The sequence below is a fragment of the Nannocystis punicea genome, assembly GCF_026965555.1.
In the GTDB taxonomy this organism is placed as follows: Bacteria; Myxococcota_A; Polyangia; order Nannocystales; family Nannocystaceae; genus Nannocystis; species Nannocystis punicea.
In genome coordinates this window covers 7,768,388-7,783,979 of the sequence record NZ_CP114040.1, presented here as the reverse complement: position 1 = coordinate 7,783,979, position 15,592 = coordinate 7,768,388, and the positions used below count along the sequence as shown (strand labels likewise).

Sequence of the window (15,592 nt, the reverse complement as noted above, 5' to 3'; positions counted from 1 at the left end):
GGGATGTCCCTCAGGGCATGTCCTTCAGCGCAGGGCGACGAGCTCGCAGGCCCGCTTCTCCAGCGGGTTCAGGACGTAGCGGAACGGGTAGCGGTAGGACACGAACACGCGCAGGTGATCGGGCTCGACGCCGATCTGGTCGATCGCGGGGGTCTTCTCGGCGGCCTCGTCGCCGAAGGCGAGGCGCACGCGCAGGAGGTTGTCGGGCAGGTGGAACACGAGCGGGCCGTCCTCGCGGACGCCGGTGATCGAGACGCGGTCACCGGGCTTGACGGCGGGGACGATCAGCTGCGGGAAGGCGGCGTTGTAGAAGGTGGGCCGCAGGACCTCGAGCATGCCAGTGTCCGGATCGAACTCGACGCTGCGCCGCAGCCGGGGGCCGAAGCCCTGGCCCGGAGAACAGGTGCCGACGGGCTCGGGTCGGTCGTCCCAGCGCGCGCACAGGGCCGCGGGATCTTCGATGTTGGGCAGCGGCTGGCCCTCGGCGGCCCGCTCTTCGCCGTAGTAGCCGCGACCGCCGGGGTTGTCGGGGAAGGCGACCGCGAGGCCGTCCCACTCGAAGCTGCCGCCGAAGCTGCGGTCGAGCGTCAGCGGCATGGCCCGAAACGGCTCGGGGGCGCTCGGGACCAGGCCGCGCGGGCCCTTCCTCCACACGCGGTCGCCGAACACCGCGAGGCGGCCGCGGAAGCCGTTGCCGACCCGCAGGTCGAGGTCGACGCGCGGGGCGGGCCGGGCGGCGCGCGCCGAGCCGAACACGAGCAGGTCGACGCCGCCGCGGTAGAACAGCTCGTCGCCGGGCATGGGGCCCTGCGGGCTGTCCCAAGGAGCAGGTGATACGGGCCAGACCTGCTCGCGGGCGACGCGGAGGCGATCGCCGACGATGTCGTAGGTGATCCGCGCGGCGACCGAGCCGAACAGGCGTCGCTCGTCGATGCCGCCGCGGAACAGTCGGGCGTGGTACGGCGAGCGATTGTCGAGCTTCACGGCCGCCGCCTCAACAGTTGACGAGCACCCGCTCGCCGTCGATCCGGACGTCGTCGTTGGCCTCGACCCGGACGTCGCCGAGCTCGGCGGTGATCGTCTGCACCCGCGCGGTGCTGCGGAGGTCGCCGGCGGCGACGAGATCGAGGTCGCCGCCGGTCGACAGCGAGAGCGCCTCCTCGGAGCGCAGGGTCAGCTTCTTGGCGTCCAGCACCAGCTCGCCGGCGGCCCGCAGGGTGAGGCCCGCGCCCTCGAAGCGCAGCACAGGGCCGGTGTCGCGGACCTCGATCGCCAGCACGACCTTGCCGTCGCGGCCGATGAGCTCGAGGGTGTCGACGGCGGGATCGCGGCGCAGCTCGACGCGGTGCTGACCGACGAGTTCGAGGGCAGTGGCCGGCGCGTCGCGGTCCTCGGGCATGCGGTGATGCTTCCACAGAAACGACTGCGGGGGCGGCGGCGAAGCGAGGCCCGCAGGCGCGCGCGGCCGCTCGTCAGCGCGCGCACTCGAAGTGGGTGACCTGGCCGCGCACGACGCCGACGCGGTGGACGATCGGGTTCGCGGGGTCGTCGGGGTTGAAGACGCGCACCTCGTGCTCGCCGGGCGCGAGGGTGAGCACCATCTCCGAGCCGGGCATGCAGCTGCCGCCGCCGATGTCGCAGCGCTGGGTGCAGCGCAGCGCGAGCGAGCCCTGGGTGCGCGACATGAGGATCGAGGCGGACATGCCGACGAGGACGAGGACGCCGACGACGAGGGCGATGACGGGGGTGCTGGCGCCTCGCCGACGAGGCGCGTCGACCGGCGCTGCGACGCGCGCGGGACCGCTGGGGCGCACGATCCAGGGACCGCCGACGAGGACGAGGACGCCGAGCGCGACGAGCCACCAGCTGGGCCCGGTGGTGACGGCGACGCTGGCGCGCTCGCCCTGGAAGAAGGCGTGCAGGGCGTCGTAGTGGGCGCGGGCCGTCGCCTCGTCGGCGAGGCCCACCGGCAGCTCGCGGCCGCTGGGGTCGAGGAGCACCGTGACGCCGCGCCGGCCGGCCCGGCTGTCGTGGCTGTCGAAGCGGTGATCGGCGATCGCGTCGAGCGGGATCTCCTTGGTGCGCTCGAAGCCGATGAGCCCGGCAGCGTGGGTGCAGCTGCCGGCCGCGCGGTCGCAGCGGAAGTCCTTGCGGTCGAGGCCGGCGAGCAGCAGGACGACGCCGACGACGACGGCGGCGAGGACGCCGAGGATCTGCTGGCCACGCGCGGAGAGAGCCATGCGCGCGATGGTACGCGAGGCGCCGGCGAAGGCGAAGCGGGCGCGGGAGCGAGCGCGAACGGGGCGCGGCCCGGCGGTCGGTCAGGAGCCTGGCCCGAGGGACATGTGGGGCGGCGCTCGGGTGAGGCGGCGCGGCGAGCGAACCCGGCGTGCGCGGCGGACTGTCCTCGAGGACAGCCTGACTTCAGAGACACGCTGTCCGAAAGTGCAGGTCGACGCGACCTGCCCGCGGGGACAGGTTCAGCGGCGGGCGATGACGCCGCAGAAGAAGAAGTCGAGGGGGACGCCCTCGTCTTCGCGGTAGCCGTCCTCGAGGTGCGAGCCGAACAGCTCGATCATGGCGTCCTTGATCTCGCCCTCGAGCGCGGACAGGGCCGGGTGGGTGATGTAGCCGGTGTCGAGCAGCCAGCGGGTGGCGTCGACGCCGGTCTTGAACCACAGGCGGAAGTTGTGCTGCCAGCAGGTGTCGATGTCGAGGCCGCCGCGGCCGAGCAGGTCGAGGACGGGGTCGATCTCGCGGGGCGTGGGCGGCTCGGCGACGGTGTCGAGCTCGAGGTGCTCGGCGAACTTCTGGTAGGTCGCCATGGCCTGCGGGGCGCTGGTGGCGAGGCTGGTCAGGATGCCGACGCGACCGCCCGGACGGACCAGGCGACCCATCGCCGGCAGCACGCGCGGCCAGTCGAGGTAGGCGAGGGCGAACCGCATCGACACGACGTCGAACGAGTGGGCCGGCGCGTCGGCGATGAAGTCCTCGGCCTTGGAGCGCACGGGCAGGAGGTGCAGGCCCTCCTCGGCGGCGCGCTCGACCGCGAGGCGCAGCATGTTCTCCGAGGGATCGACGGCGACTGTCTCGCCGGGGGCGATGAGCCGCATCATCGGCAAGGTGGCGGCGCCGCTGCCACACGCGAGGTCGACCAGGCGCTCGCCGCGGCGGAGGTGCAGGTCGCGCGTGAGCCGGTCGTTGGGGGTCTTGACGTTGGGGCTCCAGAGGTCGTCGTAAAACTCGGCGACGCGGTCATACGTCGACTGGAAGTAGTGATCGAAGCTCTGCACGCGGGGCAGCGATACACCGAAGCCGACCCCCGTGCAACGTTCGTGGACGCCGTGCAGCCGCGGATCCTGAAGCTCTGTGCAGGTGCGCAACGGCTCGCGCACTCGCTCCCGCAGAGCGTCCGACCGGCCGCGACAGAACTAAAACAACAGCGACAGAAGTACGACGCGCGGCGCGACCGGGCCGTGCTTCAGGCGGCCTCGGAGATGTCCCGCGGCACCGGGCCGTGGCACACCAGCACCTCGGCCGGCGGCAGGTTGGGCACGACGATCTGCCGCCGCTGCTCGCTGAAGTAGCGGCCGAGGTAGCGGCCGAGGTGGAACTGCGAGAAGCCGCGCGTGGTGCTGTAGACGATCACGTGCGCGTGCAAGTAGCCGTACTGCACGAACACGCCGCCGGGCGCGAGCACCCGCGCGGCGCTGTCGAGGATCGCGTCGCGCAGGTCGGGCGGCAGCAGGCTCATGCCGAGGCACGAGACGATCGCGTCGACCTTGCCGGAGTGACCGGCCGCGGCGAGGTGCGTGCCCAGGTCGGCCGCGCTGCCGTGGATGGCGACGAGCCGAGAGTCCGGCAGGCGCCGCGCGGTCGCGTCGAGCAGCGGACCGTCGATCTCGACGCCGAACAGGCGAGCGTCCGGCCGCATCGCCGCGAGCAGCTTCTCGGTGACGGTGCCGGTGCCGGTGCCGAGCTCGACGACGCTGCGGGCCCGATGGAGCTCCGCGCCCTGGACCAGCGCGTCGACCAGGAACCGCGAGCTCGGCACGAAGGAGGCGGTCTGATCCCAGTCGCGCCAGCCGTTGAGGAAGAAGTGCCACGCGGCCCGCATCCGATCGATCGAGGAGGTCACAGGGCGGCGATTGTAACCGGCCGCAGCCGTTTGTCACGGCGAGGCGGAGTCGTCGCACGCGTGCGCAGCCGCGTACGCATGCGGCCCCCGATCCCGGCGGCGCCGGCGCGTCAGTTGTGGACCTCGTAGACCTCGCCGCACTCGCTGACGCGCGGGCCCTGTCGGTTCTCGGCGGGGCTCGTACGCGGCTTCAGCGGCCGCAGGTTCGGCGGCAGCTCGAGCTCGGGCCAGATCTCCATCATCGCCTCGACGACCGCCGGATCGAACTGGCTACCGCCGAGCTTGCTCACCTTCTCGGCGGCGATCCGCGGCTCCATGCCGGCGCGGTAGATGCGGTCGGAGACCATCGCGTCCCAGCAGTCGGCGACGCTGACGACGCGCACGCTCGGCGGGATGTCGTCGCCGCGCAGCCGGTCGGGGTAGCCGTTGCCGTCCCAGCGCTCGTGGTGGTGCAGCGCGAACCGCCGCAGCTCGGCCAGCTCGGGCGACTTCTCGAGGATCTTGCCGCCGAGCACGGTGTGCTGGCGGATGACGTCGATCTCCTCGAGGGTCAGCGCGCCGGGCTTGTTGAGGACCTTGTCGGGGATGCCGATCTTGCCGACGTCGTGCAGCAGCGCGCCGAGCTCGATGGTGCGGAGCAGCGGGCGCGCGAGCTTCATGTGCTCGGCGATCCGCACCGCGAAGTAGCTGACGCGCTCGGAGTGGCCGCCGGTGTAGAAGTCCTTGGCGTCGATGGCGGCGACCAGGGTCCGCACGGTGTCGATGAAGAAGCCGTGGACGCGGCTCTCGAGCGAGCTGCTCTTGGTCGCCAGCTCCTCGTTGAGCCGGGTCAGGTACGACTCGTAGTGCTGGGCCCGCAGCAGGTTGCCGACCCGCGCCTTGAGCTCCTCGGGCAGGAACGGCTTGACGAGGTAGTCGCTGGCGCCGCGCCGGAGGCCGCGCACGCGGTCGCGGCCGTCGGCGCGGGCCGTCAGCAGCAGCACCGGCAGTCGCTCGAACTCGGGGTCCTTGCGCAGCTGCTCGACCAGCTGGAAGCCCGAGAGCTTGGGCATCATGACGTCGGAGATGACGAGCGCGGGGCGGACGTCGCGGACCTTCTGCAGGCCCTCCTCGCCGTTGCTGGCGGTGTAGACGTCGTGCTGCGGGGCGAGCAGGCGCTCGATGACGCGGACGATCTCGGGGTGGTCGTCGATGACGAGGATCCGGCTGCGCTCGCCCTGGGCGGCCAGCAGGTGCTCGCCGAGCAGCGGCGCGGCGCCCGGGAACGACAGGTCCGGGGTCGGCGCCGCCGGGTCGAACAGCTCGACGCGATCGATCGCCGGCAGTCGCTCGATCCGCGTCATGCTCATCGTCGGCGTGGCGAGGATGTCCTCGGGGACAGGGATGGCGAGCATCGACTCGCCGGGCGCGGGCTGCGGCGGCGCCATGCCGACCAGCTCGGTCGGGTCGAGCGGGCGGCTCGGCAGCTCGACGGTCATGGTGGTGCCGCGCCCAAGGCTGCTCTCGACCAAGACCTCGCCGTCGTGGCGGTTGACGATCGTCTTGACCAGCGCGAGGCCGATGCCGGTGCCCTCGAAGGCGCGCGTCGAGGTGGCGTCGCCCTGGAAGAACGGGGTGAACAGCTTGGCCTTGACCGACTCGTTCATGCCGATGCCGGTGTCGCGCACCGACAGCCGCACGCGCTCGCCGACGACGGCGACGGCCACGGTGACGCGGCCGCCGGCGGCGGTGAACTTGACGGCGTTGCTGATCAGGTTGCGCGCGACCTTGCCGAGCTCGCGCGCGCTGCCCTGCACGACCACCGGCTCGGGCGGGGCGTCCCACTGCAGGACCAGCTTGCGCTGGCGCGCGGTGCTGCCGAACGCCTTGACCTGCTCGTCGACGATGGTGCGCAGGTCGATCGGCTCGCGCGCGAGCGGCTGGTCGCGCGCGCCGTACTTCGAGTAGTCGAGCAGGTCGTTGATCAGGTCGTACAGCTGCCGCGTGGCGGTGTGCATGTCCTCAAACACCTGCCGGACCTCGCCGCGCGCGTTGCCGGCGAGCAGGCCCTCGAGCGGGGTGAGGATGCACGTCAGCGGGGTCCGCAGCTCGTGCGACATGTTGTCGAGGAACTGGCTCTTGGCCCGGTAGGCCTCCTCGATTTCGCGGTTCTTCTCCGAGACCTCCTGGTAGCTGTGGGTGATCCGCTCGTAGACGCTGCGCAGCTCCTCGTTGGTCTGCTGCTGGGCGAACGCGGCGTCGAACAGGCGCCGGCGCAGGCGGCGGTTGAAGTAGGCGCCGACGGTGACGGTGGTCGCGGTCGAGATCAGGAAGATGCTGTTGGCGGCGAACACCGACCAGTCCCAGTGGGCCAGCGCACCGGGTCGAGCGCGAGCAGGAGGGCGACGAAGGTGAGGTAGACGGCCGTGGAGGTGACGAGGACGTGCAGCGGGCCGATCGGGACGAACACGCCGACGGCGACCAGCGTGAGGGTGATGCCGGCGTAGTAGTGGCTCTTGTGGCCGAGGTTGAGCGCGCTCATCAGGCCCATGAAGGAGCCGATGAGGTACATCGCCAGGGCGCACACGCCCTCGACGTAGCGCTGGTACCGCGGCCGCTCGCTGAACTTGAGCAGGCCGATCATCACCAGCGCGAGCGCCAGGCGCATGGCGAAGAACTTGGCGACCAGGCGCGGGTCGTCGAGGCTGATGATGTCGAGGACGCCGAAGCCCAGCATCAAGGCGATGCCGAGGTAGGTGACGCGGCGGTAGCCGGCGGCGACGTCCTCCCGCACGCGCGCGGCGAAGCCCACGTCGCGCGACATGGAGCTCTCGCTGACGGTCGGGAGGTCGCTCGCGCTCATCGATGGCCCACGGCGATGATGGCCTGCGGCGGGTCGCCGAAGGCGGTGACGGTCTCGACGCGGCGGAAGCCGGCGCGCTCGATCATCATGACCAACTCCTCGCGCGAGAAGAAGGCGAACTGGCCCTCCTCGGCGAGGATCGAGAGGAAGGCGGCGCTGCTGAGGAAGGCCCGCACGTCGCGCAGGAAGGCCCCACGGTCGACGCCCGGCGGCAGCGGCATGTTCGGGTCGCTCTGCAGCCGGTGCAGCAGGTTCTGGTAGATCCGGCTCATGTCGAAGTCGGGCTGCATCGTCGACACGACGATCCGCCCGCCCGGCTTGACGACGCGGTGGAGCTCGCGCAACACCTCGAGCGGGTTGCTCAGGTAGCTGAGCACGAGGCTGCAGGCGACGCGGTCGAAGGTGGCGTCGCCGAACGGCAGGCGCTCGACCTGGTCACCTGGCCGAATGGACAGGCGCGCGAGCTGCAGCTCGTCGATCGCCGGCGCCTGGCCGCGCTCGAACCGGGCCCGCGCGTCGCGGACCAAGTCCTGCGGCCCCAGCCGCCCGCGCAGCCAGCGGGTCATGCGGTTGAAGTCGAGGACGACGTCATGCTCGTCCGCCGGCAACGCGGCGGCGAGGTACGCGAGGTCCTGCTTGTCGAGCTCCCGCCCGCGCAAGACGTCGTGCAGCCGCCAGTCCTCCGCTGCCTTCCACATGTCGATCGAGTAGCCCGTGAGACCCTTGATGATGCCCCGGAGCGCGTCGTAGCCGTAGAGCTCTCCGGCGAGGAAGCGCCGGAGGGTCCGCACCGGGCTGATGTCGACGTTGACGCAGTGCCGCGCGACGTCGGGCAGCGCGAGGCCGCGCTCGTCGGCCAGCGCGCGGAGCTTGCGCTCGGCCTCGTCGAGGGCGCCGGGGACGAAGTCGACGAGGTTCAGCCGGGCGCACGGCGGCCGCCCGCGGGCCCCGCGGCGGCGCAGCAGGCGGGCGGAGAGGTTGCCGGTGCCACAGCCGAGGTCGCAGACGACGTGCTCGGGGCGGACGTCGAGCAGCTCGAGCTCGCGCTCGATGAACTCGTTGTACTCGTCGCAGGCGTTGAGGACGTCGTAGGCGAGCTTCGAGCTGCTGTCGCCGAGCAGGTACTCCTGCCAGTAGCGGCGGCGGTCGGGCAGCGGGCTCTTGGGCACGCGCCGCCACTCGGCGTTGCGGGCGCGGACGAGCTCGCGCGGGTCGGGCGTGATCGGGTCGATGTCCTCGCGGAAGAGGAAGCGCCAGATCTGCCGCACCGCGGTGTGGAACAGCGACAGCGCCTCGACGCTCGACAGCGGCATGTGCCCGCAATCGAGCTCGACCAGCTCGCGCGAGCCGGGGGCGGCGACGGCCATGAACTCGCGGATCGTGGCCGGGTCGATCCACGCGTCGTAGCGGCCGAGCAACCAGGTCACGGGGATCGGGATCTCGGCGATCTCGCGCTTGGCGTCGGCCATGAACGCGAGGCCCTCGCGCAGCAGGTCGGCGCAGAAGTGGTCGATGTCGCCGGTGACGCCGAGGATGTTGGCGATCCCGCCGAGCTTGCCGCTGGCGTGCTGCGAGACGTAGTCGATGCCGCCGGAGGCGTTGCGGATGACCTCCTGGGCCGCGGGCGCGCCGTTGATGCCGAGCCAGTAATGCACGCGCTTGCCCCTGTCGAGCCACACTGCGCGGCGACCGACGACGCCCTGCAGGCTGAACGAGACCAGCACGACCTGGGTCGGCGAGAAGATCGGGTTGTCGTAGACGTAGTCGAGGGTGGCCTGGATGTCGTCGATGGCCTGCGACAGCGACATGCGCATGGCCTCGCGCCCGTGCTCGCGGCAGTCGGGGTCCTTGTAGCTCTCGCCGAGGTTGCGCACGCCGTCGAAGCGCAGCACGACGACGTCCTGGCGCCGCCGCGCGAAGTTCTCGACCAGCGTGAGCGCGAGGCCGGAGGTCGACTCCTTGCGCTTCGAGTGCGCGGGCGGGATGATGATCACCGGCGCGAGCAGCTTGCGCCCGTCGCCGCGCGGGGTGGTGTTGAGGATGGCGACGATGTCCTCGCGGCGGCGGTTGGGGTAGCGCACGACCTCGACGCCGCCGGAGCCGGGCCCGCTCGGCGCCGAGGACTTGCGCGGGATCAGCCGACCGATCAAAAGGCCCATCTTCTCGACGAAGCCGAGCGACTTCTTCTCGGCGGCGCCGCGCGGGCGCACGCCCTTGTTGAAGGCCTCGTCGGCGATGCCGAAGTCGAGGCCGACGCGCAGGTACTCGACGCCGGCCTCGCCCTCGACCGGGGTGACGTGCATGACCTGGCCGGTCTTGCGCGTCTCGCCGTCGCCGTTGGCGCCGCTGACGACGACCTCCCGCAGCGGCGTGCCGGGCAGCAGCAGCGCCTCGTCGGGCCGCATCCTGAAGGCGAGGCCCGTGGCCGAGATGTCGAGCACCTCGCGCCGCAGCTTCTTGCCCGGGGGATACGGCAGCGGGATCGAGACGAACATCTCCTGCGGGCCGGGCGAGCGCCGCTGCGAGCGCCGCAGCTCGAAGCGGGTGAGGTTGGCCGGCACCTCGAGCGTGACGCGCCCGCCGCTGCGGTCGAGGACCTGCGAGTGCGCGTGGGCGTTGAATGTGCCGCGCGTCAAGGTGAGGTGGACGTGATCGCCGACGGCCGGCAACCGCGCCGAGGCGTCCCGCAGCTGCACGAGCACCGCGGCGCCGCTGACCTGAAACAGCTGCAGGTCGACGAGCTCGCCGACGTCGCGCTGAAACAGCAGGCCCGGCACCGGACCCTCGGCGAGCATGTCGCGCAGGGTGTTCGCCACCGAGGCGACGCCGCTGACGACCTGCACGTTGCGCGGGTCGATGTGTCGCGGCTGCTCCTCCATGATCTCCGCGATCTCCGCGAGCAGCCGACCCAGGACGTAGCGGTGGATCTGGTCGGCCGCGGCCTCGCTGAGGTCCTGAAACTGCAGGCCGACCCCGAGGCCATGCGGCGACAGTGCGGCCACGCGGACGACACGCGCGGAGACGTCGACGGCCTGGTCGGTGCCGAGCAGCGCGACCGACAGGTGCAACTGACTGGGCAGATGCGCGTGCTGGTCGGGCAAGGCGACGAAGGCCCCGCCGTCGGAGACGTTCAACACCCGGCCGCTGCCGACGTTGGCCACGGTGCACACGAGCGTGCACGCTACCCGCGGGTAGACGCGGCGATCTCCGGGACGGCCGTAAGGTTGTACGTTCACGCGCCCATCCTACCGAAGCCCGAAGCGACAGCCCGAGGCCGTGGACCCGGGATCGTACAACGACGCGCCGCGCCGTCCATCGCGCGCCCTCGCTCGCGTCAGCGGCCCATCAGCCGCCGCCAGTCCTCGCGCGAGCGGATCCGCAAGTAGCGGTTGGTCTTCCGTTGCGTACCCAGCGGGCTCGTGGGGGTCGGGCCGTAGTTGTGGCCCGGGTAGAGGACCACGTCGTCGGTGAGCGCCGCCAGCGGCCCGGTGAGGCTCTCGTACATCTGCTGCGCGTCGCCGCCCGGGAGGTCGACGCGGCCGCAGCCGTCGACGAACAAGGTGTCGCCCGCGACCAGGCGATCGCGGACGACGAAGCATTGACTGCCGGGGGTGTGACCAGGTGTGTGAATGAACGTGATCTCGACATCGCCGAGGGTGAGCCGATCGCCGCCCTCGCGCCGCACGAGGTCGCCTTCGCTGACGCCCGTGACTTGCTTGAGGCCGTCAGCCTCGAGCTTGTGGACGTGGATTCGGGCGTCGACCCGGCCGATGAGCTCGGCGACGCCGCCGGGGACCCGGAACCCCATCATCCCGCCGCCGCAATGATCGGGGTGATAGTGAGTGACGAGCGCACCGACGATCTTCATGTCGTCGGCCTCCGCGAGTCGTAGCAGCGCGTCGGTGTCCCACGCCGGGTCGACGACCACGCAGGTCCGCGTCGCGCGACTGCCGATGAAGTAGATGAAGTTGGCCATCGGCCCGATCGGCACTTGACGGAAGTACAGGTCGGAAGGCTCGCTCATGCCCGCCAAGATAGCCCGGGACGCGGTTTTACGCGATCGCGGTCGCATTTTTCCTGGGTCCGGCGAATTTCGTGCGGCGCCCGGACCCCTGTGGCATACAATCGGCCGCAACGAAGAGGCCCCCCATGCTCCGTACCCTCGCCGTCATCGCCCTATCGTCTGCCGCCCTGTCCGCCGTCGCCTGCAAGAAGGACAGCTCCAAGAGCCCCGGAGGCTGCGAGTCTGGCTATGTGCTGTCCGAGGGGAACGTCTGCGTGCTGCAGAACATCGTCGACTACAATCAATGCGTCACCAACGCGGCGGCGCGCGAGAGCATCAATGTCGGCCTGACGAAGGAGATCCTGGGTCGGCTGCAGCTCCAGTGGGTGGGTCCCAACATCGGCCAGTCGCCCGAGGCGCGCGGGCGGGCCGCCAAGTTCATCGAGCTCAACCCCGGCTCGTGCCGCGAGCTCGAGGTCGTGTGGGGCTGCTACGGGGTCGCCAACAAGGTCCAGGAGGCCGCGACCGAGCCGCCGATCTGCACGCCCTCGACCGGGTCGGCTGCTCCGGCCGCCGCGGGTGCAGCGCCCGCCGCGGGCTCGACGCCTCCTGCCGAGTCCGCTCCGGCGCCGGCGCCGGCGCCGAAGTAATCGCGGCGCTGCCGGTGCGACGGGTCACTGTTTGATCTGCGCCAGGGCTGAAGCGGTCCACGCGATCGCTTCGGCCCTTCGCGCATCCGGCGATCGCCGTCGTCACGGCTCGCACGCGCGAGGACGCGAGCGAGCCGAGCCGCGGCGAGGCGTCACGCGAGCGCCAGCTCGATCAGCAGGCCGAGCAGGAACAGCAGGCCGAAGCGGCGGTTGTAGCGGAAGGCGTAGGCGACCAGATAGGTCGGCCAGATGTGCTTGGGGAACCCGGGCGGGCAGGTGTCGGGCCGCGGACGCGCGAACACGGCGGCGGTGTCGCGCAGCATCGGCAGGGCGGCGAGCACGATCAGCAGCGGCCAGCCGAGCGCGCCGCGCCACACGAGCGCGACCACTGCGAGCAGCTGTGCGACCAGCATGACGGTGACGCAGCGGCGCGCGAGCGGCTCGCCGAGCAGCACCGGCAAGGTGAAGATGCCCTTGGCGCGGTCGGCGGGGAGCTTGTCGGTGTGCTTGCCGAACAGCACTGCGGTCGGGCCGAGCGCGTAGGCGCTGCCGATCAGCGCGGCGTCCCAGCTCCACTGGCCGGCGGTGCATAGATAGGTGCCGCCGACCATGAGCGGACCCCACACCAGCAGCACGGTCGGCTCGCCGAGGCCGATGTGTTTCAAGGGCCAGGTGTAGAACAGGACGAAGAAGACGCCGGCGAGCATGAGGCCGAGCGCGGTGGTGCCGGTGGCGGCGATCAGCCACACGCCGGCGGCCAGGGCGATCGCGCCCGTGATCGCGGTGTAGCGCAGGACGTCACGCACGCTCATGAGGCCGTGCTCGAGCGGCTGCGGGCCGTACTGGGCGCGGAAGTAGTTGCCCTTGTCGACGCCCTGCAGGTGGTCGGTGAGGTCGTTGACGAGGTTGTTGGTGGCGTGCGCGAACACCAGGCCGATCAGACAGGCGAGGAAGTTCAGGCCGGAGAAGTGACCGTCGCGCGCGGCCAGGATCCCGCCGATCCCGGCGGACACGATCGTCATGACGAACACGGCCGCTCGCGTGGCGACGAGCCAGCGACTCACGAGGTCGAGACGGTCCCACTCGTCCTTGCTGAGCCGCGGGATGATCTGCAGCGCCCGAAACCACATGCGCAGGTCGAACATGCGCGAAGCTTGCCGAACCCGCGGGCCGGGCGCGAGGGCCGAAGCAGGCGCCGCCGGCGCGAAGCTCGTGCGCGGGGCCACGGTCCCCCGTGGGCCCGAGCGCCGGTCGCGCAGCCCGGGAAGTCGCCGGCCGCCCGGTGAGCCTCTACACTGCTCACCATGCCCATGTCTCAGCTTTGGCCGCGCACGGCCTGGCTCCCCGCGCTCGCCCTCGCGGTCGGCTGCCAGGACAACTACGAGATGGTGACCGCAGCCCTCAACACTGTGTCGGAGTCGTCGTCGATCACGGGGACCGAGACCGACGCGACCGGCGCCACGGGCACCGAATCGACGACGGCCGACGTGCCGACGACGACGGCGGTGCCGACCACGAGCTCCGAGGGGAGCATGAGCGACAGCAACTCGGGCGGGACCGACTCGACGACGTCGACCACCGGGACGACCGAGACGACCGGCTGGGACCCGACCGCGACGACCGGGCCGCCGGCGACCTGCGAGGCGCCCGAGGACTGCACCGGGATGGGCTCGGGCGACCTGTCGACCTTCGTCCTGCCGTTCTTCCGCGGCGAGGTCTGCTACGCCGACAAGCTGCGCCCGGGCGACGGCCTGCCGATCAGCTGGAACCCGTGCGTCCACCCGTGCATCGACCCGAAGAAGACCGGCTGGCGCTACCTGGTCCGCTGCGACGGCGGCGTCGGCTGCGAGATCGCGTTCCTGCAGTACTACCGCGAGGCCACCGGCAGCGACTGCCCGAGCGACGTGTTCGCCAAGTTCCCCAAGGCCGGCTGCAAGTACCTCGGCCCGCACTACGGCCTCAGCGAGGGCCTCAAGGGCTTCGGCTACCCCGACGACAAGCTGCTGGTCCCGTTCATCACCAACGCGGACGCGGCCGCCGCCAACGACCTCGAGCCGGCCGCCCAGGTGTGGACGCGCATCGACGGGTACATGCAGCCGGCCGACCGCTACATCCCGCTGTCCGTCAGCGCAGACAACCCGGCCCCGCCGACCATGTGCGGCCCCGACGTGCCCGGGTGCACGTGCAAGGAGATCGGGTTCTAGCGGGCTCGTGACGGCACGAGCCCGCTGCCTGTCTCGAGGGACAGGCGGCGATCGCCTGTAGCGAGAGACAGGTGCCGGTCCGTCGCCTGTCACGGAGGACAGGTCGCTTCGCCCGTCAGTGGGCGTGACCGTGACCGTGGCCGTGCGCGTGACCGTGGCCGTGCGGGCGCAGCTGGGCCAGGTGCTCGTCGAACAGCGGGCAGTGCCGCTGCGCGCAGGGGCCGGGGTCGTCGATCTGCAGGGTGGTGTGGACGACGCCGAGGTGCTCGCGCAGGACGTGCTCGGCGCGGGCCAGCAGATCGCCGGGGGCCACACCTGGCTCCGGGACCAGGTGAGCGGTGAGCACCGGCGCGCCGCCGACGCTCCACAGGTGGAGTTCGTGGATCTCCGACAGCCCGGCGACGCCGCGCAGCTCGGCCTCGACGCGCTCCTGCGGGAGATGGGTCGGGGCGAAGTCGAGGAGGGCACGGGTGGCGTCGCGCAGCACGCCCCAGGCGCTGAAGAGGACGAGCGCGGCGATCCCCAGGCTGAGGATCGAGTCGGCGGAGTGGATCGCCCAGGTGGAAGCGAGCACGGCCGCGATGATCGCCCCGAGCGAGCCGAGCGCGTCGGCCAGCATGTGGATCAACGCGCCGCGGATGTTGAGGTTGTCGCCGCCGCTGCGCGCGAGGTACCAGGCCGAGGCGAGGTTGACGACGAGGCCGGCGACGCCGACGATGAGCACCGGCTCGGGCTCGAAGTGGGTGTCGCCGGTGGAGAGGCGACCGATCGCGCTGTGGACGATGAGGGCGCAGGCGAACGCGAGGAACAGAGCGTTGGCGAAGGCGCCGAGGGCCTCGGCGCGGGCGAAGCCGTAGGTGCGGCCCTGCACCGCCGGGCGCAGGGCGAACTCGGAGGCGAGCAGGGCGAGCGCCAGGGCTGCGACGTCGCTGACCATGTGCGCGGCGTCGGAGAGCAGGGCGAGCGAACCGCTGATGAACGCGATGACCGTCTCGAGCCCGAGGAACGCGAGGTTGAGGGCGAGAGCGACGCGCAGGGCGCGTCGGGCGCGTTCTCGCGGTGGCCGCGAGTGGGTGGCGTTACCCATGGATCTGGCATCGGGCCGAAGCGCCGGGATGTCAAGCGAACGCGTGCAGAGGCGCGCTCGGCGACCAAAAAGCCGCGGCCCCGAGGGCCGTCCCGCGCGCGGCGGGGAGGTCGTCGGGGCCGCATGTGCTGCGTGCGGCGAGAAGTTCTACCTCATGACCTGGGACATGGAAGGCTCACTGGATTCACCGCCGAGGTACCGGTCGCATCGCGCACGGAACCTCGATCGGCGAGGTTGAACCAGCCCGTCGCGATGCGACCGGTACCTCGGCGATCAGTGAATCCTGGAACAGCCTTCCTTGTGACGAATGGCGTGCAGAACGCTCGGGCGGCGCAACGCCGCCCCGGTGCAGAGCACCGAGCTAGACCTGACCTCCTTCGCACAGCCGCAGCACGGAGAGGACGATACCATTAAAAGCGACGGCCGAGGAGCTGTTCGCACCTCGGCCGCCCGTGCATCGTTGACCTGTCGTGGAGGATCTACCTCAAGACCTGGGACATGGAAGGCTCACTGAACTCGCCGTCCGTAGCCCATACGGGCCGCGCACGGAACCACGATTGGCGAGGTTGTACCAGCCCGTCGCGGCCCGTATGGGCTACGGACGATCAGCGACGTTCTGGAATAGCCTTCCTTGTGATGGATGGTGGGGAAGACGCTCGGGCGGCGCA

13 protein-coding genes are annotated in these 15,592 nt (G+C 71.2%); 2 read left to right on the top strand and 11 right to left on the bottom strand.

Going from position 1 to position 15,592, the window contains the following annotated elements:
- Nucleotides 1-24: 24 nt before the first annotated feature.
- The 9 genes from O0S08_RS29900 to O0S08_RS29860 form a co-directional block, all read right to left on the bottom strand.
- Nucleotides 25-984 carry a DUF2169 family type VI secretion system accessory protein gene (locus tag O0S08_RS29900; RefSeq protein WP_269032750.1) on the bottom strand — a complete coding sequence of 320 codons (960 nt, stop codon included), beginning with the start codon at nucleotides 982-984 and terminating at the stop codon, nucleotides 25-27.
- Nucleotides 985-994: 10 nt separating this feature from the next.
- Nucleotides 995-1,399, bottom strand: coding sequence for a hypothetical protein (locus O0S08_RS29895; RefSeq protein ID WP_269032749.1), 405 nt, complete (start codon nucleotides 1,397-1,399; stop codon nucleotides 995-997).
- Between the two features lie 73 nt (nucleotides 1,400-1,472).
- Nucleotides 1,473-2,240 carry a hypothetical protein gene (locus O0S08_RS29890; protein WP_269032748.1) on the bottom strand — a complete coding sequence of 256 codons (768 nt, stop codon included), beginning with the start codon at nucleotides 2,238-2,240 and terminating at the stop codon, nucleotides 1,473-1,475.
- 240 nt (nucleotides 2,241-2,480) lie between these two features.
- A complete protein-coding gene (locus O0S08_RS29885) occupies nucleotides 2,481-3,293 on the bottom strand; it encodes a class I SAM-dependent methyltransferase (protein ID WP_269032747.1) in 813 nt (270 codons plus the stop codon).
- Between the two features lie 188 nt (nucleotides 3,294-3,481).
- Nucleotides 3,482-4,138 (bottom strand): class I SAM-dependent methyltransferase, encoded by a 657-nt coding sequence (locus tag O0S08_RS29880; RefSeq protein WP_269032746.1) that lies wholly within the window; start codon nucleotides 4,136-4,138, stop codon nucleotides 3,482-3,484.
- A gap of 110 nt (nucleotides 4,139-4,248) precedes the next feature.
- A complete protein-coding gene (locus tag O0S08_RS29875; protein WP_269032745.1) occupies nucleotides 4,249-6,471 on the bottom strand; it encodes an HD domain-containing phosphohydrolase in 2,223 nt (740 codons plus the stop codon).
- The gene (locus O0S08_RS29870) at nucleotides 6,444-6,980 is read right to left on the bottom strand and encodes a hypothetical protein (RefSeq protein ID WP_269032744.1); all 537 of its coding nucleotides are present in this window, start codon (nucleotides 6,978-6,980) and stop codon (nucleotides 6,444-6,446) included. The genes O0S08_RS29875 and O0S08_RS29870 overlap by 28 nt, the downstream gene beginning before the upstream one ends.
- Complete coding sequence (locus tag O0S08_RS29865; RefSeq protein ID WP_269032743.1) at nucleotides 6,977-10,216, bottom strand: PilZ domain-containing protein; 3,240 nt, start codon at nucleotides 10,214-10,216, stop codon at nucleotides 6,977-6,979. The genes O0S08_RS29870 and O0S08_RS29865 overlap by 4 nt, the downstream gene beginning before the upstream one ends.
- Nucleotides 10,217-10,314: 98 nt before the next feature.
- On the bottom strand, nucleotides 10,315-11,004 hold the full coding sequence (locus O0S08_RS29860) for an MBL fold metallo-hydrolase (protein WP_269032742.1): 690 nt from the start codon (nucleotides 11,002-11,004) through the stop codon (nucleotides 10,315-10,317).
- A gap of 125 nt (nucleotides 11,005-11,129) precedes the next feature.
- Between O0S08_RS29860 and O0S08_RS29855 the strand changes: the two genes are divergently transcribed.
- Nucleotides 11,130-11,633 carry a hypothetical protein gene (locus O0S08_RS29855; RefSeq protein WP_269032741.1) on the top strand — a complete coding sequence of 168 codons (504 nt, stop codon included), beginning with the start codon at nucleotides 11,130-11,132 and terminating at the stop codon, nucleotides 11,631-11,633.
- A gap of 152 nt (nucleotides 11,634-11,785) precedes the next feature.
- Here the strand turns inward: O0S08_RS29855 and O0S08_RS29850 are convergent, their stop codons facing one another.
- Nucleotides 11,786-12,778, bottom strand: coding sequence for a prenyltransferase (locus O0S08_RS29850; protein WP_269032740.1), 993 nt, complete (start codon nucleotides 12,776-12,778; stop codon nucleotides 11,786-11,788).
- Nucleotides 12,779-12,943: 165 nt separating this feature from the next.
- On the opposite strand from O0S08_RS29850, the gene O0S08_RS29845 reads away from it, so the two are divergent.
- Nucleotides 12,944-13,837 (top strand): hypothetical protein, encoded by an 894-nt coding sequence (locus O0S08_RS29845; protein WP_269032739.1) that lies wholly within the window; start codon nucleotides 12,944-12,946, stop codon nucleotides 13,835-13,837.
- A gap of 115 nt (nucleotides 13,838-13,952) precedes the next feature.
- On the opposite strand, the gene O0S08_RS29840 is transcribed toward O0S08_RS29845, so the two are convergent.
- Nucleotides 13,953-14,924 carry a cation diffusion facilitator family transporter gene (locus O0S08_RS29840; protein WP_269032738.1) on the bottom strand — a complete coding sequence of 324 codons (972 nt, stop codon included), beginning with the start codon at nucleotides 14,922-14,924 and terminating at the stop codon, nucleotides 13,953-13,955.
- Nucleotides 14,925-15,592 lie beyond the last annotated feature (668 nt).